Here is a 17,945-nt window from a genome sequence, read left to right as displayed (position 1 = left end):
GGCATATCTGAAAGCCGCATGCCCCTGACAATACAGGCTGCCGCTTATTTAGCGATCGCTGTCACTTCTTTAGTGATCAACGTCCCTTCATTCTCACCCATCACCACGCGACGCAGAGCGCCAGGTTTGTTCATATTGAAAACACGAATTGGCAAGTTATGATCACGGGCCAAAGTGAAGGCCGCCAGATCCATAACTTTTAGCTCGCGCTCCAGAACATCCTGATAGGTTAGCTGCTCAAACAGTGTTGCGTCAGGGTTTTTAACCGGATCTGCGGAGTAAACTCCATCAACTTTCGTCGCTTTCAGCACCACATCAGCTTCGATCTCGATACCACGCAGACAGGCCGCGGAATCGGTGGTGAAGAAAGGGTTACCTGTACCTGCGGCAAAAATCACCACACGGTTATGACGCAGCAAGCTGATAGCTTCAGCCCAACTGTAATTATCACACACACCATTAAGTGGAATAGCAGACATCAGGCGGGCGTTCACATAGGCACGGTGCAGTGCATCTCGCATTGCCAGGCCGTTCATTACGGTAGCCAGCATTCCCATGTGGTCGCCCACTACGCGGTTCATCCCAGCCTGTGCCAAACCGGCACCGCGGAATAGGTTACCACCGCCAATGACCACACCGACCTGAATGCCCAATTCGACCAGCTCTTTAACTTCTTGAGCCATGCGATCCAAAACGCTTGCGTCGATACCAAAACCTTCCGCGCCTTGCAGGGCTTCGCCGCTAAGCTTAAGCAGGATACGCTGATATACGGGTTTTGCATTGGTTGCCATGGTGTTCTGTCCTAAGCAGCAGTAATAAATATTGGGAACTTGACCGTCAAATGTTCAAAGCAATACCGTGCGCTGAAAGCTGACAGGACTAAGCTTATACCCTAAATAATTCGAGTTGCAGGAAGACGACAACTGAGCGAATCCTCAGAAGCTTACATAAGTAAGTGACTGAAGTGAACGAAAGCAGTCAACGCACCTGTAATTTGAAGTATGACGGGTATCGAGTGGATAAAATGGAACCGCCGATTGGCGGCCCCATTTTTAGCATTAAGACTGTTTGCTCATTGCTGCAACTTCAGCAGCAAAGTCAGTCTCAACTTTCTCAATGCCTTCGCCCACTTCGAAGCGGATGAAGTTTGTTACGTCAGCTTTGTTCTCTTTCAACAAATCACCAACGGTTTTGCTTGGGTCCATAACGAAGTTCTGACCAGTCAGAGAAACTTCGCCGGTGAACTTACGCATACGGCCTTCAACCATCTTCTCAGCAATTTCACGTGGTTTGCCGGATTCGATAGCAATGTCCAACTGGATTTGGTGCTCGCGAGCAACAACTTCAGCAGGAACATCGTCTGGCTTAACATATTCTGGTTTGCTTGCAGCAATGTGCATAGCAATGTGCTTAACCAGCTCTTCATCAGCGCCAGTTGCTGCAACCATAACGCCGATACGAGCGCCGTGCAGATAAGTACCCAGAACATCGCCTTCCAGAGCAGCAATACGACGAATATTGATGTTCTCGCCGATTTTAGCTACCAGATTGGCGCGTTGCTCTTCAAACTTAGCTTTCAGAACGTCGATATTAGTGATTTTGTCAGCCAGAGCTGCGTTGATAACTTCTTCGCCAAATGCTTTGAAGCCAGCATCTTTAGCAACAAAGTCAGTTTCGCAGTTCAGTTCCAGAATCACACCGAACTTACCGTCGGCTGAAAGTTGAGCCAGGATGATGCCTTCAGCAGCGATACGGCCTGCTTTCTTAGCAGCTTTAGCCTGACCAGATTTACGCATATTGTCGATGGCAAGCTCGATGTCGCCGTTAGCTTCAACCAACGCCTTTTTACATTCCATCATGCCTGCGGCAGTACGCTCACGCAGTTCTTTTACCAAAGCAGCGGTAATAGCAACCATTTAAATTTCCTCGGTTCTCTTGTGAAAACAAGATCTCACATTAGATACGCAAAGGGGGCCTATAAAGGCCCCCTAACCAACATATTTCAATACCTGGTTAATAAGGGCTCCAACGAGCCTGACTTATTATTCAGCTTCTACGAAGCTTTCTTCCGCTTGAACGGCCAGATCTTGAGAACGACCTTCAGTGACGGCAGTAGCAACGGCGTTCAGGTACAGTTTAACTGCACGGATCGCGTCATCGTTACCTGGGATGATGAAGTCAACGCCATCTGGATCGGAGTTAGTATCAACGATAGAGAATACCGGGATACCCAGGTTGTTAGCTTCTTTGATAGCGATGTGTTCGTGATCAGCATCAACAACAAACAGAGCGTCTGGTAAACCGCCCATGTCTTTGATACCGCCCAGGCTGTTTTCCAGCTTGTTCAGTTCACGAGTACGCATCAGCGCTTCTTTTTTGGTCAGCTTGTCAAAGGTGCCGTCTTGAGACTGGATTTCCAAATCTTTCAAACGTTTGATGGACTGACGAACAGTTTTCCAGTTAGTCAGCATCCCGCCCAACCAGCGATGGTTCACGAAGAACTGGTCGCAGTTGTTGGCAGCGTCTTTTACCGCTTCGCTTGCTGCGCGTTTAGTACCAACGAACAAGATCTTACCTTTACGGGAAGAGATCTTTTTCAATTCAGCCAGAGCTTCGTTGAACATTGGTACGGTCTTTTCCAGGTTGATGATGTGAACTTTGTTACGTGCGCCGAAGATGAAAGGCTTCATTTTCGGGTTCCAGTAACGGGTCTGGTGACCGAAGTGAACACCGGCCTGGAGCATGTCGCGCATGGAAACAGTTGCCATGATTAAAACCTCTATAGTATCAGTTGGGGTTATGCCTCCACGTGCCCCATAACGCCGACCCCATAAGAAATTGATAATCATCAAAAACTTTAGGGCACCCCGGCGTATGTGTCGACACGTGTGTGTTATTTACACATATGAGTGCGATTGGTATTACTCAGCTAAACAGCTACCTGCCATCAGGACATGCCCTGAAATCGGACCTGAAACGACAACATAATAGTGCGGTTTGCCGGCGCGCTTTATACCATAAACAGCCGCAACACACCAACTTTTGTTGCATTTAGTGTCGTCACTGCAAACGAAAGTTTGGCAGCTAATTGCAGGGCTGGTACCATTAGCGACAGGTTATTTAGGGTATATGATATTTATTACCTGCTTATTCATATTACGGCGGCTGGTTGGTATTCACAGCCCCTACGGACACTTTTGCATGGCAATCTCAATAAAAACACCTGAAGATATTCAAAAAATGCGCGTTGCTGGCCGCCTGGCTGCTGAAGTGCTGGAGATCATTGAACCTCACGTAAAACCGGGGGTAACCACTGGTGAACTCGATCGTATCTGCCACGATCATATCACCAACCATCAGCAGGCTATCTCTGCTTGTCTGGGTTACCACGGCTTTCCTAAATCGGTTTGTATTTCCATTAATGAAGTTATTTGTCACGGCATTCCAAGTGATGAGAAAGTGTTGAAAGACGGTGACATCGTCAATATCGACGTGACTGTTATTAAAGACGGTTTCCATGGCGATACATCAAAAATGTTTATCGTCGGCAAACCGACCATTCTAGGTGAGCGCCTGTGCCGCGTCACTCAAGAGAGCCTGTACCTGGCAATCAAAATGGTCAAACCGGGTATCCGCCTGCGCACTCTGGGTAAAGAGATCCAAAAATTTGTGGAAGCAGAGAACTTTTCTGTGGTGCGTGAATATTGTGGCCACGGTATTGGCGAAGGTTTCCATGAAGAGCCACAAGTGCTGCACTACGATGCAGACGACGGTGGCGTAATCCTGCAAACGGGTATGGCTTTCACCATTGAGCCTATGGTCAACGCAGGGGATTACCGAATTCGTACCATGAAAGATGGCTGGACGGTAAAAACTAAAGATCGCAGCTTGTCGGCACAGTATGAGCATACTATTGTGGTAACCGATAACGGCTGCGAAATAATGACGTTGCGAAAGGATGACACCATCCCCAACATCATAACGCACGAGTAATAATGACAAGCCGGCAGCCGCCGGCTTTTTTATGGGCTGCGTCTTTTTATCAGGTCGCATTTATCGGGTAAACATATGTCTGACAATCACACCGAGCACTCTGTATCCCCTGCGGTACCGAAGGTCATTCCTGAGCAGCCCGCACCACCGAGCACTTATCTCGATAGTGACCTTAATTGCCCGATTCTCAAGCAGCGGCTTGAGACTTTCCAACTTTGGCAGGCGGAAGCATTCAATGGCGGAATCAGTGCCGAGATATTAATTGCTGCGCGCAGTGATTACATTGACCGCCTGTTACGGCGGCTGTGGACCTTCTATGGCTTTGATGATGTGGCTGAAACCGCGCTGGTTGCTGTGGGCGGCTATGGCCGTGGTGAACTACACCCCTTATCAGATATTGATGTATTGGTTCTCAGCAGGCAGCGTCTAAGCGATGAAGATGCGCAACGCGTCGGCCAGTTGATCACTTTGCTATGGGACCTGAAACTGGAAGTCGGCCACAGCGTGCGCACACTGGAAGAGTGTTTGCTCGAGGGGTTAGCCGACCTCACTGTCGCCACCAATATGATTGAGTCACGCTTGATTTGCGGTGATGTAGCTCTGTTTTTACAGATGCAGAAGCACATTTTCAGCGACAATTTCTGGCCCTCTCCGCAATTTTTCCATGCCAAAATCACCGAACAACAAGAACGGCATAAACGCTACCATGGCACCAGTTATAACCTAGAGCCTGATATTAAAAGTAGCCCTGGTGGGTTACGGGATATCCACACCCTACAATGGGTAGCCCGCCGCCATTTTGGTGCCACATCCTTAAGTGAGATGGTTGATTTCGGTTTTCTGACCAAAGCTGAGCGCAATGAGCTGATTGAAAGCCAGAGTTTTCTGTGGCGCATCCGTTTCGCGCTGCATTTGGTATTAACTCGCTACGATAACCGCCTGCTGTTTGACCGCCAACTGAGTGTGGCTCAGCTTTTGCAATATCAGGGCGAAGGCAATGAACCGGTCGAACGGATGATGAAAGATTTTTATCGTATGACGCGCCGGGTCAGCGAACTGAACAACATGCTGCTACAACTGTTTGACGAAGCCATATTGGCGCTGGGTACCAATGAAAAACCACGTCCACTGGATGATGAATTTCAGTTACGCGGGGATTTGATAGATCTGCGTGATGAGAACTTATTTATCCAGCAGCCTGAAGCTATTATGCGCATGTTCTATCTGATGGTGCGCAATCAGGATATCAAAGGCATATATTCCACCACAGTACGCCGCTTACGCCATGCCCGGCGGCATCTGAAACAGCCTTTATGTAACATTCCTGAAGCCCGCAAGCTATTCATGGCCATTTTGCGCCACCCAGGTGCGGTTTCCCAAGCATTATTACCGATGCATCGCCACAGCGTGCTGTGGGCCTATATGCCACAATGGGGCAGTATCGTTGGCCAGATGCAGTTTGACCTGTTTCACGCCTACACCGTAGATGAGCACACTATCCGCGTGTTACTTAAACTCGAAAGCTTTGCCGATGAAAAAACCCGGCCACGCCATCCTCTCTGCGTCGAGCTTTACCCACGCCTGCCTCAACCTGAATTATTGTTGCTAGCAGCGCTGTTCCACGATATTGCCAAAGGGCGTGGGGGCGACCATTCAATACTGGGCGCTCACGACGTATTGGAATTTGCCGAGCAGCACGGCCTTAACTCGCGCGAAGCTCAACTTGTGGCTTGGTTAGTTCGTTGCCATCTCTTGATGTCAGTGACAGCTCAGCGTCGGGATATTCAGGACCCTGCGGTTATTCAGCAATTCTCCGCCGAAGTACAAAGCGAAACTCGCTTGCGCTATTTAGTCAGTCTGACGGTGGCTGATATTTGCGCCACCAATGAAAATTTGTGGAATAGCTGGAAACAGAGCCTGTTACGCGAACTTTATTTCGCTACAGAAAAACAGTTACGCCGTGGTATGCAAAACAGCCCGGATTTGCGCGAACGTGTCCGTCACCACCGGCTACAAGCTCTGGCGCTGCTGCGGATGGATAATATCGATGAAGAAGCATTGCACCGCATCTGGAGCCGCTGCCGGGCTGATTATTTCCTGCGTCATTCACCCAATCAATTAGCCTGGCATGCCCGCCACTTATTAGAGCATGACTCAACCAAGCCACTGGTGTTAGTTAGCCGTCAGGCAACACGGGGGGGAACCGAAATATTCATCTGGAGCCCTGACCGCCCATCACTGTTTGCTGCGGTGGTCGGTGAGCTGGATCGCCGCAATCTGAGTGTTCATGATGCACAGATTTTCACCAACCGCGATGGTATGGCGATGGATACCTTTATCGTATTGGAGCCAGATGGCAGCCCACTGGCTCAAGATAGACATCCCATCATTAGTCATGCCTTAGAACAAGCGATGACCCAGCCGAATTATCAACATCCGCGCGTCAGGCGGTTATCACCTAAATTACGGCATTTCAGTGTACCGACTGAAACCAATTTCTTGCCAACCCATAACGAGCGCCGTACTTATCTGGAGCTAATTGCACTGGACCAGCCGGGCTTACTGGCTCGGGTAGGTGGGATATTTGCAGATTTAGGGTTATCGCTGCATAGCGCACGTATCACAACTATTGGCGAGCGGGTGGAGGATTTATTTGTATTAGCAGACAAAGATCGCCGCGCTTTAAGTATTGAAACCCGCCGCGAATTAGCACAACGGTTGACAGATACCCTCAATCCGAACGATAAACTGTGATACAAATAACTTTTTAGTCATTAATTTTTCTTACAACCCATTTTGAAGGGAACAGGATGCAGCAACTACAGAACGTTATTGAAACCGCCTTCGAACGCCGTGCAGATATCACGCCGGCCAACGTTGATACCGTAACCCGCGAAGCGATTAACCACGTGATTGATCTGCTTGATACCGGTGCACTACGGGTGGCAGAAAAGATTGACGGCCAGTGGGTTACCCATCAATGGCTGAAGAAAGCGGTACTGCTGTCTTTCCGTATCAATGATAATCAGGTCATGGAAGGCGCAGAAACGCGTTACTACGACAAAGTACCAATGAAATTCGCCGGTTACGATGAAGCGCGGTTCCAACGTGAAGGCTTCCGTGTCGTACCACCAGCAACCGTACGTAAAGGCGCATTTATCGCTCGTAATACCGTACTGATGCCTTCTTATGTGAATATTGGCGCTTTCGTTGATGAAGGCACCATGGTCGATACCTGGGCAACTGTCGGTTCTTGCGCGCAAATTGGTAAGAATGTGCACTTGTCCGGTGGTGTCGGCATTGGTGGCGTGCTTGAGCCACTGCAAGCCAACCCAACCATCATTGAAGATAACTGCTTTGTCGGTGCGCGTTCAGAAGTGGTTGAAGGGGTTATCGTCGAAGAAGGTTCCGTTATCTCTATGGGCGTATTTATTGGGCAAAGCACCCGTATTTACGATCGTGAAACTGGTGAAATTCACTATGGCCGCGTTCCGGCCGGGTCTGTTGTCGTTTCCGGTAACCTGCCCTCGAAAGACGGTAGCTACAGCCTGTACTGTGCAGTTATCGTGAAGAAAGTTGACGCGAAAACCCGTGGAAAAGTCGGTATTAATGAGTTATTACGCACCATCGACTAAGATGAATATAGCGGGCTAATCACCCGCTATTTTTTTGCTTTGTGAAGTTATCGCCTGCAATCACATACTTTGGCGAAATTTACCGTCATAATCATAAACTGTGGAATATAAAATCAAAAAGGTGGCGCTATGTATGACAATCTGAAAAGCTTAGGAATCACACAACCAGAAGATGTCGATCGCTATAGCCTGCGTCAGGAGGCCAATAACGACATTCTGAAAATTTATTTCCGCAAAGATAAAGGCGAGTTTTTTGCTAAGAGTGTGAAATTCAAATATCCACGCCAACGCAAAACTGTAGTGGCGGATAACGCTGGACATGGTTACAAAGAAATCAATGAAATCAATCCTAATCTCCGTTACGTCATTGATGAGTTGGATCAACTGTGTAAGCGCGATCAGATTGAAGTGGATTTGAAACGCAAAATCCTGGATGACTTACGCCATTTAGAAAGCGTTGTCGCCAATAAGATTTCAGAAATTGAATCAGATTTAGAAAAGCTGACCAACGGCCGCTAAATCTAGCTGAACACGTATTGTGGCAGCACACTGCACGCCACAATACGTCATTGAGCAGAAGCTATGTTACTTAAGCAAGCGGCCCCATTTTTCTACCCACAACGCTGAAACCACTTCTGGCTCAGGGTGTTCCATCGCGTCAATATCCAGTCGTTCACCAATCCGGGTCGCCCCTTGCTCTTGCAGCAGTTCATCAAATGCTCGCCCTGCGCCGCAGAAATTATCATAACTGCTGTCACCTAGTGCAATGACGCCATAACGTAGCTCTGGCTGAAACCCTACCTGATCACGAACAGCGACGAACAGTGCTGCTATGCTGTCAGGGAAGTCGCCTTGTCCGGTAGTAGATGTGATAACCAGTGCATAATGTTGACGATAATACTGCCAGGCTTCTAAAGTCCCCTCTTCAAACAGTGTTACCTCATGCCCCTGCTCTTTCAGTATGTTTTCAGCTTCTTCCGCCACTAACAACGCATTACCGTAGACAGTGCCGACAAAAATCCCGACCTGAGCCATAAAAGATATTCCCTTTTAACCAGAAAAAATTATTCACTATCCTGACCTTCGGTCGCCGGAAACTCAACCCTTTCAAGATGAGGGGTAATACCCAACCAGCCAAAGTGTGACATCAAGCCTTGCCAGGATTCATCCCAACGCGCCGTAAGCGAAAGCACCTCACCAGTAACTGGATGATTCAATTGTAAATGGCTAGCGTGCAACATGAGCCGTGAGCAATCAAAGTGTTGGGCAATGCCTCTATTCTGACGCAAATCACCGTGGGCACTATCACCAATAATTGGGTGGCGTATATGTGCCATATGTCGCCGTAACTGATGCTTACGCCCTGTTTCCGGTTTCAGCTCCAATAAACTGAAGCGTGATGTGTCATAGCGCCCAATAGCAACAGGAACTTCCACTTGAGCCAAAGGCTGATAGTGGGTAACTGACGGTTGTGGTGCTTTATCTTGTTTGGAATGTTTATCCGCGATTTTATCCAGTTCTTCGCTCATCGCGTAATCAACCGTACCACCTTCCAGCACATAGCCACGAACCACCGCATGGTATATTTTCTGAATCTGGTGCTGTTCAAACTGCGCCGAAAGAGCACGGGCAACATCACTGGATAACGCCATCAGCAGCACACCTGATGTTGGGCGATCCAGACGGTGGACGGTATAAACATGCTGGCCAATCTGGTCGCGCACCGTTTGCATCACAAATACGGTTTCATTACTGTCCAACCAACTACGGTGAACCAGCCAACCGGCGGGTTTATTCACCGCAACTATATATTCATCTTGGTAAATTATTTCCAGCATTAGTTACTTTCTTTATTCAACAGATCATCGAGACACTGTAATTGTGCCAGCAGTATGGTGCAATCTGGCCGACTATCACCACTTAATGCCTCTTCAAAGTATGGCGTAATGGCGAAACGTGTCGGAAGTGGGTTATTCGATTCCAGCAATGCATACATTCGGGGAATCAGTACCCATTGCAACCACTGCTCGGCATCCATGGTATCGATACTGAAAGGCTCATTACTTTCGAAGGCTGCCGCTGGCGGTGGAACAACTTGCCAAAGATCAATTGCTCGCATGGCAAGCTCAATATCCCGTAAGTTCTGACGCACCTGATTTTCTATACTCATGATTATGCTCTCAACCAAAAAACAGCCATTCGCCGGGCTGGTCCAACGGCGGCCAAGCATACCATTGAAGAAGGCGATGCCCAAACTCACGCCATAGACAACAGAAGGATATTGGGCAAAATAAGCATAAAAAAAGGGGTACTGTTTTACCAGTACCCCTCAATTCGTTTCATAGCTATCCCGCTAAAAGTGATGCTCCCTGCTCAATCCATGAAAACTTTTCCGTGTGGTTATCCTAACCAGCAATCCGTCGCAGTGTCCTACACCATCCCGATGCTAATCCTGAGGTTATCCTAACCCACCATTCATCCTGAACCGGCTCTCAATCTCCATCCTGGAGGTGTCCTTTGTTCCATCCTGAAACATCCCTTCACTCGTCCTAAGCAGTCCCAGTGTTCTTCATCCTGAAGTGGTAGCATCCAGATACCGTCCTTCTCCGCCAGATTCTATCCGGCGATTAGAAGGATCGCTTAATCGACAAAGGGTGGCAAGGCACTGTAAGAATAATGATGCTGATACTTTTACATATAAAAAAATAAACGTTTATAACAAAATGATTTTATTGAAGATAAATTTGACACAAAAACTTTACAGTTAAAGAATAGAAGTGATGTCTCACAGCCGGTGTGAGAGATCTCGCACACCGACTTGACCAGAATAAACAATAACCACTCGCTTATTCAGGTAATACTGGACGCAATGCATCAAGAAAATGTATGAGAGTCGATGCCAGCAGGGTGCGCTTACTACTACCAAATTGCTCTAACACCACATTACCTGTGACATTGCACAATGAAGCCATTGTCATCTCTGACTCGGTGGTTGCTAAAAACAGCGTTGGCGAGAGTTTCAGCCTTTTTTGCGTGACCAGATGACCAATTAGATTCTCCTGTAAACGGATAAAATCATCTTCGCTCCACACTTGTAGCAGCGTAAAACGGTGATCACCTAAATCAGCCATCATGTCGCCAGCATATTGGCAGGTGTAAAACGCATGAATATCCGGGTGAAGCTGAATCTCCAACGCCCGTTCAATATTAGCCAATGTGGCATCGGCAACCGCTGGCTGTGGCAACCAAAATACCTGGCTGTCCTGAGTTTCCACGATGCAAGGTGAAGGAACACCATAAAGTTCTTCACTGGCGGGCAGATGCCCGGTCTGCTGCTGCCATAGATTGATATAACGTTGGGTAAAGCTATTCAGTGCCGTTGAAACATTCTGGTCCATTCTCGATTCTCAGTATCGCGGCGGCTTGCGCTGCATTTCTGAGTGTTACCCCCACTCAGAAATGCAGTTAAACGCGGCATAAATTGATAAACTAAAGCTATTGTACCTTTCTCTCATCATGGGAACAGCATGTCTTCATATCAAGACCATAAGGCTCTGGCGGAACTGACGCTGGGCAAACCAACCGCTTATCGCGATCACTATGACGTCACCTTGTTGCAAGCTGTGCCACGCAGCATGAACCGTGAACCTCTCGGTTTATATCCAGATAACCTGCCCTTTCATGGTGCAGATATCTGGACGCTCTATGAATTGTCTTGGCTAAACAGTAATGGCCTGCCACAAGTTGCCGTGGGTGAAATCAGCCTGAATGCGGATAGTACTAATCTGATTGAATCCAAAAGCTTTAAACTCTATCTCAACAGTTTTAACCAAACCGTGTTTGCTGATTGGGAAAGTGTTCGCGCCACATTGCAACGCGATTTGGCGGCCTGCGCTCAAGGTGATGTCAGTGTCACGCTATATCAACTCAATGAAATAACACATCAACCCATTGCCGATTTCTCGGGCGAATGTCTCGACCAACAGGATATTCGTATCAATAGCTATGAATTTAGCGCCGATTATCTGCAAGGGGCTACCACGGCCAACAGAGTAGAAGAGAGCCTGGTTAGCCATCTGCTCAAATCCAACTGCCTGATTACCCACCAGCCAGATTGGGGATCAGTACAAATCAGCTACAGTGGCCCACAGATTAACCGAGAGGCACTGCTACGCTATCTGGTCTCTTTCCGGCACCATAATGAATTTCACGAACAGTGTGTAGAGCGTATTTTCAACGACATAATGCGTTTTTGTCAGCCTGAAACACTGTCGGTCTATGCTCGTTATACCCGCCGTGGCGGACTGGATATCAACCCTTGGCGCTCCAATACTGATTTTGTTCCATCAACTGGCCGTATGGCCCGGCAATAAATATATGCGTACATGTACGCAACATTTAAGCACAACGCACGTTAGTATTGGCAAAAACCGAGGGACAACGTTAAGGTTAATTACCGTATCTTCACGCTATTTTTCAGTAGAGAAATCAGGGATAGATACTTAAAGATCTCTATGATATTCCACGGCAAAATAGAAAGCAGCATTCTGATATACCCAAAGTAATTGGTGTTGCTGGTAGGCAGCCAACACCCAGCAACATTAAGTACGAAGGGTATACACGGACACTACCACCCTCCGGGGTGTAAAGGAGTAACTTTGATTACACATGTCAGCCCACTCGGCTCAATGGATCTGTTATCACAGCTCGAAGTGGATATGCTCAAACGTACAGCCAGCAGTGATCTGTACCGTTTATTCCGTAACTGCTCCTTGGCAGTTCTCAATTCAGGCAGCCTAACCGATAACAGCAAAGAGCTTTTATCGCGTTATGAAACTTTTGATATCAATGTATTGCGCCGTGAACGAGGTGTAAAACTCGAACTGGTAAATCCACCAGAACATGCTTTTGTTGATGGCAAAATTATTCGTTCATTACAGGCAAATCTGTTTGCGGTGTTACGCGATATTTTGTTTGTGAATGGTCAAATTGTTAGCGCTGGGCGTTTTCAACATCTCGATATGGAAAGCTCCAGCCATTTGACCAATCTGGTCTTTTCTATTTTACGTAATGCCCGAGCCCTCCATCTTGATGAAGACCCCAATATGATTGTGTGCTGGGGCGGCCATTCAATCAATGAAACTGAATACTTGTATGCCCGTAAAGTGGGGAGCCAACTGGGTTTACGAGAGTTAAATATTTGCACTGGCTGTGGGCCAGGAGCGATGGAAGCACCGATGAAGGGTGCCGCCGTTGGCCATGCCCAACAACGTTACAGAAATGGCCGTTTTATTGGTATGACTGAGCCTTCCATCATTGCAGCAGAGCCACCTAATCCGCTGGTCAATGAATTGATTATCATGCCGGATATTGAGAAACGGCTTGAAACGTTCGTCCGCATCGCGCATGGCATCATTATTTTCCCAGGTGGCGTAGGGACAGCGGAAGAGTTGCTCTATCTGCTAGGCATATTAATGGATCCAGAGAACAGTGAGCAGGTACTGCCACTTATCTTAACCGGGCCAAAAGAGAGCGCGGATTATTTCCGAGTGGTGGATGAGTTCATCATGAACACTCTGGGTGATGGCGCGCGCAAATACTACAAGATAATTATCGATGACCCGGCTGAAGTCGCCCGTCAAATGAAGAAAGCGATGCCACTGGTGAAAGAAAACCGCCGTAATACGGGGGATGCTTATAGCTTCAACTGGTCTATCCGTATCAAGCCAGATTTACAGCATCCGTTTGAACCGAGTCATGAAAATATGGCGAATCTCAATCTGTCTCATAACCAGCCCCCTGAAGAACTGGCTGCGGCACTACGCCGTGCATTCTCAGGCATCGTTGCGGGTAACGTAAAAGAAGTGGGAATTCATGCCATCGAAGCCTATGGGCCTTATAAATTGCATGGCGATCCACAATTGATGAAACAAATGGATAGCTTACTGCAAGGATTTATTGCACAGCATCGAATGAAACTGCCTGGCACTGCTTATACCCCTTGCTACGAAATTTGCAGCTAAGCCTTAAATAGTAATACCTCACCGGGCAGCGCCAGCACTTAGTCGTGTGGCTGCCCGACATTAATCTGGCTTAATGACTATATAAGACAGGCTATGCAAATCCATCTTCTTATCGTTGATGCACTTAATCTGATTCGTCGCATCCATGCAGTACAAGGTTCACCTTGCATTAATGCCTGCCAGCATGCGTTGCAACAGCTTATTTCACATAGTTTACCCACCCACGCTGTCGCCGTGTTTGATGAGGATGATCGTTCCGATAGTTGGCGTCATCAATGCTTGCCTGATTACAAAGCTGGCCGCTCACCGATGCCGGACAACCTGCAACAAGAAATGCCGCAGATCCGTGAGGCGTTTAGTTCACTCGGGGTCGCTTGCTGGCATTCTCCTGGCAATGAAGCCGATGATCTGGCGGCAACTTTGGCGACCAAAATTGGTGGAGCCGGCCATCAAGTGACGATCGTTTCCACCGACAAAGGTTACTGCCAACTGTTAGCGCCAAATGTACAGATTCGCGATTACTTCCAAAAACGCTGGCTGGATATGCCATTTGTAAAACAAGAGTTTGGTGTATTGCCACACCAACTGCCTGACTATTGGGGGCTTGCGGGCATCAGCAGCAGCAAAATTCCAGGCGTCGCGGGGATAGGTGCCAAAACTGCCGCACTGCTATTGCAGCATGCCAGCAACCTTGAAGTGCTTTATCAAGATCTGGAATCAGTGCCGGAGAAATGGCGGAAGAAATTGCAGCAACACCAAGATATGGCATTTATCTGTAAGCAAATCGCTACACTGAAAACCGATTTGACATTAAGCGGTAATTTGCAACAACTTAGGTTACCTTAAAATTAAGGGGCCAAATGGCCCCTTGCGGATAACACGATACTCATATTCCAGTAATTGGAGCCACCGCTAAACCACTGCGGCTGCAAGTACCAAATATATATGACTATTGACGCTCATCCCGACGCCCCGGAACACCGGACCAAATACGACGCACATGCACCGTCACTTCTTCACGGTCATGATAGAGCTGTTTAGCTTGAATATGGGCATTGATACCGTTTTCTTTCAACTGTTCATCCATCATTTCCATATTTTCCAAAACGATTTCAAAACGTTTTTTCATCGGTAATTTCAAGTTGAAAATTGCCTCACGACACCAACCGTTTACCAACCACTTGATGATAAGTTGCGTCACTTTAGCCGGCTTTTCTACCATATCGCATACTAACCAATAGATATTGCTACGCGTTGGCTCATATTTAAAACCATCGACGCGATGATGGGTTACCTGTCCGGTATCCATCAGGCTTTGTGCCATCGCACCATTATCAATAGCCTGAACCATCATGCTGCGCTGCACTAATTGGTAGGTCCAACCACCGGGGCAAGCACCTAGATCAACTGCATGCATACCACTGGCCAAACGCTCCTCCCATTCATCCGCAGGGATAAACACATGAAAAGCTTCTTCCAGTTTTAAGGTTGAACGGCTTGGTGCGTCAGATGGGAACTTAAGACGGGGGATACCCATATAGAACGGCGAGTTATTATTGCTGTAAGAGTAGCCAACATAACAGCAGCCAGACGCGATAAAGAACACGTGTACCACTGGCCGATGAGGATTTTCACGGGCAGAAAGAATTTTTTGTTCCCGCATTGCGCTGCGTAAAGGTACCGTTAACTTACGGCAAAACTTAAGCAACTCTTTGCTTTCATTGGTATCAGGAACTTCAACACGTAACTCACCGGCTTTTTCAATAACACCGACTAACATCCCCACAATCGGTGAAACACGGTCTTCCGGCGGCAAATCTTTTAATAACTCACCCACCACCATCATCTGGCGGGCAAAAATCAACTCACGAAAAGGCACTTCACGAATCAAGCGATCGGCATCTTCCAACTGATAGCACTCAAACAGCACATAACCGCTGTTTTCTTTTACTCGAGCGAAACCAAAGATTTCAAGCTGTGCCGCTTTCGCGGTAATTTCTGCCGCACACTCTTTCTCAAAGCCAGAGCGGCAATATAAAGCAATTTTATTATTCATGGCGTTCTGCCCTTTTTCTTAGACGCAGCGCGCCAATCAACATCAAAATCCATCCCGCCAGAAAACATACGCCGCCGATTGGCGTGATATATACCCACAGTTTCAGGTGCGATAGAGCCAGGCAATATAAACTGCCGCTAAAGAGTAGCGTTCCGAGCGCTAACAAGGCACCACTCCAGTAAAACCAAATACTTACTTGCCGTTGCATCGCAACAGCTAACGCCAGAATCGCCAGCGTATGGAACCCTTGGTACTCCAGCCCAGTACGAACCCAGGCCATCTCATTCGGCCCCAGTGAGGCGCTCAATACATGAGCACCAAAGGCACCAAAAGCGACATAGAAAAAACCGCTCAGTGCGGCAAATATCAGCATTAAACGACCATTCATCGTCATTAACCTTAAATTAGATAGAGTTATACCCTTCGTACTCGACATTGCAGAAGTGCTAGCTGCGATTCCAATGACGTGGGTATATCGTTATATCGCCCGACAATAGCCCATTTTATCGTAGCGGGTTACCATCGTGAATGGGTTGTCATTACTACGCAGAATAGGGTGATTAATCAGTTCTCATAGCGAAAGCGTAACTTTTCTTGCTCGCTGGCAGCTCTTGCCAATATCCACTGACGAAAGGCGGCTATTTTACCTAGTTCTGCCTGACTGTCATGACAAACCAGATAAAAAGCATTTTTACTCACCAAAACATCATTAAACGGGCACACCAAGCGCCCTGCTTCAATCTCTGCCTGAGCCATGACGTTATTCACTAACGCAATACCTTGGCCGTGAACGGCAGCCTGAACCACCATCGCACTATGGCTGAATATCGGACCTTGTTGCACATTAATTTGAGGAACACCCAGTTGACGGGTATAGGCCATCCAATCCCGGCGGGAAGTATCATGCAACAACGTATGATTAGCCAGATCTGCCGGTACTTTTAATCCATGCTCACCCGTTAATAAAGTAGGCGCACAAACAGGAAGTAAGAATTCTGCATACAAACGCTCAGTACGCAAACCAGTCCAATTACCCCGGCCATAGAAAATAGCCACATCAACGTCATCAGCAAGTTTGTCCTCCTCCCGATCTACCGCCTGAATCCTGACATCGATCCCCGGATAAGCCGCATTAAATCCAGATAGACGAGGGACCAGCCATTGAATAGCAAAGCTAGGAGGGAGGCTTACAGTGAGCGCGCCTTTCGCGCTACGCGCCTGCAATTTACGAGTTGCTTCATTGATGGAGGTAAAAATCTCTTTAATATCGAGGTAGTAGCTTTGCCCCTCCTCAGTCAGTAACAGCGAGCGGTTACGACGGCGGAACAGTTTTAGCCCGAGAAAATCCTCCAGGGACTTTATCTGGTGACTAACAGCCGCTTGCGTGACAAATAATTCATCAGCAGCTTTAGTAAAACTCAAGTGGCGTGCGGCCGCATCGAAAACCCGCAAGGCGTTCAGGGGTGGTAATCGTTTTGACATGAATTGGATACTTTTTTATAACGGCTCATCCTTAGATGAAACCCTTTGTTTACTTATTAGTTTTTATAATCCGAGACATTATAAATTGTCCGTTGATGATGCGCCAGCAAATACCTATAGTGGCGGCACTTCCCAAGCCGGAACGAAAAGTAGGTTTAGTATCCAGGTACTGAAATGCTTTTGGCTTTGTGGTTGTGATGTTGTGTTTGCAAATGGTCTGGTAGTCCAGACATAGTAGCTAAGCTACTGTTTTTTTTCACTTCCTGTACATTTACCCTGTCTGTCCATAGTGATTTTATGCAGCACCGCTATTTTAGCGGTGCTTTTTTTTACCCTATTTTCAGCGCTTAAATTTAAACGCGACTTTGCATTGCACATAGTCAGAGCTTAAATTTAAGTTGTTGCAGAGGGTTTGATTGCCGTATTAGGCATCTTTTGAACGGTGACTTCGCGTTAAACTACTTACCCTCAGCCATTTCTTTTACTTCTGAACGGTTAATTTGCTGCTCGGTGCCGTTGGCATCGGTGTAGCTTATCATCCCAGTTTCATCATCTACTTTAGGTTTACCATCAGCAACGATAGTGCGACCATCATTGGTATGCATAACATAGTTGCTTGAACAGGCTGCTAAGGTAAAAGTGAGCATAAGTGCAGAAATTACGGCAGCTGTCTTTTTCATGGGTGACTCCTTGCAGATTAAAATGCTAAAAAACTCATTTTCATTACCAGACAAATGGTTATGTCCGTTACTATTT

The 17,945-nt window shown here is 47.4% G+C and carries 18 protein-coding genes; 7 read left to right on the top strand and 11 right to left on the bottom strand.

What is annotated here, in order from left to right:
- Positions 1–44 precede the first annotated feature (44 nt).
- From pyrH to rpsB, 3 genes are all read right to left on the bottom strand, one after another.
- A complete protein-coding gene (gene pyrH, locus V1955_RS04280; protein ID WP_083162919.1) occupies positions 45–791 on the bottom strand; it encodes a UMP kinase in 747 nt (248 codons plus the stop codon).
- Positions 792–1,058: 267 nt separating this feature from the next.
- Complete coding sequence (gene tsf / locus V1955_RS04275; RefSeq protein ID WP_005185754.1) at positions 1,059–1,916, bottom strand: translation elongation factor Ts; 858 nt, start codon at positions 1,914–1,916, stop codon at positions 1,059–1,061.
- Positions 1,917–2,042: 126 nt separating this feature from the next.
- Positions 2,043–2,768: a 30S ribosomal protein S2 gene (rpsB, locus tag V1955_RS04270; protein WP_083164108.1), complete on the bottom strand. Its 726-nt coding sequence runs from the start codon at positions 2,766–2,768 to the stop codon at positions 2,043–2,045.
- A 433-nt stretch (positions 2,769–3,201) separates the two neighbouring features.
- Here rpsB and map point away from each other — a divergent pair, with 433 nt between their 5' ends.
- The 4 genes from map to V1955_RS04250 all read left to right on the top strand — a co-directional run bounded on the left by map (position 3,202) and on the right by V1955_RS04250 (position 8,147).
- On the top strand, positions 3,202–3,993 hold the full coding sequence (gene map / locus V1955_RS04265; RefSeq protein WP_083162917.1) for a type I methionyl aminopeptidase: 792 nt from the start codon (positions 3,202–3,204) through the stop codon (positions 3,991–3,993).
- 75 nt (positions 3,994–4,068) lie between these two features.
- The gene (glnD, locus tag V1955_RS04260) at positions 4,069–6,747 is read left to right on the top strand and encodes a bifunctional uridylyltransferase/uridylyl-removing protein GlnD (RefSeq protein ID WP_442820576.1); all 2,679 of its coding nucleotides are present in this window, start codon (positions 4,069–4,071) and stop codon (positions 6,745–6,747) included.
- A 56-nt stretch (positions 6,748–6,803) separates the two neighbouring features.
- Complete coding sequence (gene dapD / locus V1955_RS04255; protein ID WP_004391708.1) at positions 6,804–7,628, top strand: 2,3,4,5-tetrahydropyridine-2,6-dicarboxylate N-succinyltransferase; 825 nt, start codon at positions 6,804–6,806, stop codon at positions 7,626–7,628.
- 129 nt (positions 7,629–7,757) lie between these two features.
- Positions 7,758–8,147, top strand: coding sequence for a DUF3461 family protein (locus V1955_RS04250; RefSeq protein WP_004706707.1), 390 nt, complete (start codon positions 7,758–7,760; stop codon positions 8,145–8,147).
- Between the two features lie 66 nt (positions 8,148–8,213).
- Here V1955_RS04250 and V1955_RS04245 read toward each other — a convergent pair whose 3' ends face one another.
- The 4 genes from V1955_RS04245 to syd all read right to left on the bottom strand — a co-directional run bounded on the left by V1955_RS04245 (position 8,214) and on the right by syd (position 11,026).
- Positions 8,214–8,663, bottom strand: a complete 450-nt coding sequence (locus tag V1955_RS04245; protein ID WP_083162913.1) for a flavodoxin — start codon at positions 8,661–8,663, stop codon at positions 8,214–8,216.
- Between the two features lie 29 nt (positions 8,664–8,692).
- The gene (gene truC, locus V1955_RS04240; RefSeq protein WP_372569538.1) at positions 8,693–9,466 is read right to left on the bottom strand and encodes a tRNA pseudouridine(65) synthase TruC; all 774 of its coding nucleotides are present in this window, start codon (positions 9,464–9,466) and stop codon (positions 8,693–8,695) included.
- A complete protein-coding gene (locus tag V1955_RS04235) occupies positions 9,466–9,798 on the bottom strand; it encodes a YqcC family protein (RefSeq protein ID WP_083164106.1) in 333 nt (110 codons plus the stop codon). Before V1955_RS04235 ends, truC begins: the two co-directional genes overlap by 1 nt.
- Positions 9,799–10,474: 676 nt before the next feature.
- Positions 10,475–11,026: a SecY-interacting protein gene (gene syd, locus V1955_RS04230; RefSeq protein WP_083162908.1), complete on the bottom strand. Its 552-nt coding sequence runs from the start codon at positions 11,024–11,026 to the stop codon at positions 10,475–10,477.
- Positions 11,027–11,155: 129 nt separating this feature from the next.
- On the opposite strand from syd, the gene queF reads away from it, so the two are divergent.
- The 3 genes from queF (at position 11,156) to xni (ending at position 14,497) form a co-directional block, all read left to right on the top strand.
- On the top strand, positions 11,156–12,001 hold the full coding sequence (queF, locus tag V1955_RS04225) for an NADPH-dependent 7-cyano-7-deazaguanine reductase QueF (protein WP_083162906.1): 846 nt from the start codon (positions 11,156–11,158) through the stop codon (positions 11,999–12,001).
- A 285-nt stretch (positions 12,002–12,286) separates the two neighbouring features.
- Positions 12,287–13,651, top strand: a complete 1,365-nt coding sequence (ppnN, locus tag V1955_RS04220; protein WP_442820575.1) for a nucleotide 5'-monophosphate nucleosidase PpnN — start codon at positions 12,287–12,289, stop codon at positions 13,649–13,651.
- A gap of 93 nt (positions 13,652–13,744) precedes the next feature.
- The gene (xni, locus tag V1955_RS04215) at positions 13,745–14,497 is read left to right on the top strand and encodes a flap endonuclease Xni (protein WP_083162902.1); all 753 of its coding nucleotides are present in this window, start codon (positions 13,745–13,747) and stop codon (positions 14,495–14,497) included.
- Positions 14,498–14,600: 103 nt separating this feature from the next.
- Here xni and rlmM read toward each other — a convergent pair whose 3' ends face one another.
- The 4 genes from rlmM to V1955_RS04195 all read right to left on the bottom strand — a co-directional run bounded on the left by rlmM (position 14,601) and on the right by V1955_RS04195 (position 17,869).
- Positions 14,601–15,707 carry a 23S rRNA (cytidine(2498)-2'-O)-methyltransferase RlmM gene (rlmM, locus tag V1955_RS04210; RefSeq protein WP_083162900.1) on the bottom strand — a complete coding sequence of 369 codons (1,107 nt, stop codon included), beginning with the start codon at positions 15,705–15,707 and terminating at the stop codon, positions 14,601–14,603.
- Positions 15,700–16,095 (bottom strand): DUF423 domain-containing protein, encoded by a 396-nt coding sequence (locus V1955_RS04205; protein WP_083162898.1) that lies wholly within the window; start codon positions 16,093–16,095, stop codon positions 15,700–15,702. Before V1955_RS04205 ends, rlmM begins: the two co-directional genes overlap by 8 nt.
- Positions 16,096–16,271: 176 nt before the next feature.
- Entirely contained in the window at positions 16,272–17,189 is a 918-nt protein-coding gene (locus V1955_RS04200) for a transcriptional regulator GcvA (RefSeq protein ID WP_083162896.1), read from the bottom strand.
- A 458-nt stretch (positions 17,190–17,647) separates the two neighbouring features.
- A complete protein-coding gene (locus tag V1955_RS04195; protein ID WP_005166349.1) occupies positions 17,648–17,869 on the bottom strand; it encodes a YgdI/YgdR family lipoprotein in 222 nt (73 codons plus the stop codon).
- Positions 17,870–17,945: the final 76 nt, after the last annotated feature.

The sequence above is a fragment of the Yersinia sp. 2545 StPb PI genome, assembly GCF_052217125.1.
GTDB lineage: Bacteria > Pseudomonadota > Gammaproteobacteria > Enterobacterales > Enterobacteriaceae > Yersinia > Yersinia enterocolitica_E.
This window is presented reverse-complemented; position numbering and strand designations above follow the sequence as displayed.

Coding starts and splice junctions, on each gene's coding strand:
- V1955_RS04195 (WP_005166349.1), bottom strand. CDS start 17,869: ATGAAAAAGACAGCTGCCGTAATTTCTGCACTTATGCTCACTTTTACC.
- tsf (WP_005185754.1), bottom strand. CDS start 1,916: ATGGTTGCTATTACCGCTGCTTTGGTAAAAGAACTGCGTGAGCGTACT.
- V1955_RS04200 (WP_083162896.1), bottom strand. CDS start 17,189: ATGTCAAAACGATTACCACCCCTGAACGCCTTGCGGGTTTTCGATGCG.
- V1955_RS04235 (WP_083164106.1), bottom strand. CDS start 9,798: ATGAGTATAGAAAATCAGGTGCGTCAGAACTTACGGGATATTGAGCTT.
- V1955_RS04245 (WP_083162913.1), bottom strand. CDS start 8,663: ATGGCTCAGGTCGGGATTTTTGTCGGCACTGTCTACGGTAATGCGTTG.
- syd (WP_083162908.1), bottom strand. CDS start 11,026: ATGGACCAGAATGTTTCAACGGCACTGAATAGCTTTACCCAACGTTAT.
- pyrH (WP_083162919.1), bottom strand. CDS start 791: ATGGCAACCAATGCAAAACCCGTATATCAGCGTATCCTGCTTAAGCTT.
- map (WP_083162917.1), top strand. CDS start 3,202: ATGGCAATCTCAATAAAAACACCTGAAGATATTCAAAAAATGCGCGTT.
- V1955_RS04205 (WP_083162898.1), bottom strand. CDS start 16,095: ATGAATGGTCGTTTAATGCTGATATTTGCCGCACTGAGCGGTTTTTTC.
- rlmM (WP_083162900.1), bottom strand. CDS start 15,707: ATGAATAATAAAATTGCTTTATATTGCCGCTCTGGCTTTGAGAAAGAG.
- dapD (WP_004391708.1), top strand. CDS start 6,804: ATGCAGCAACTACAGAACGTTATTGAAACCGCCTTCGAACGCCGTGCA.
- glnD (WP_442820576.1), top strand. CDS start 4,069: ATGTCTGACAATCACACCGAGCACTCTGTATCCCCTGCGGTACCGAAG.
- V1955_RS04250 (WP_004706707.1), top strand. CDS start 7,758: ATGTATGACAATCTGAAAAGCTTAGGAATCACACAACCAGAAGATGTC.
- rpsB (WP_083164108.1), bottom strand. CDS start 2,768: ATGGCAACTGTTTCCATGCGCGACATGCTCCAGGCCGGTGTTCACTTC.
- queF (WP_083162906.1), top strand. CDS start 11,156: ATGTCTTCATATCAAGACCATAAGGCTCTGGCGGAACTGACGCTGGGC.
- xni (WP_083162902.1), top strand. CDS start 13,745: ATGCAAATCCATCTTCTTATCGTTGATGCACTTAATCTGATTCGTCGC.
- truC (WP_372569538.1), bottom strand. CDS start 9,466: ATGCTGGAAATAATTTACCAAGATGAATATATAGTTGCGGTGAATAAA.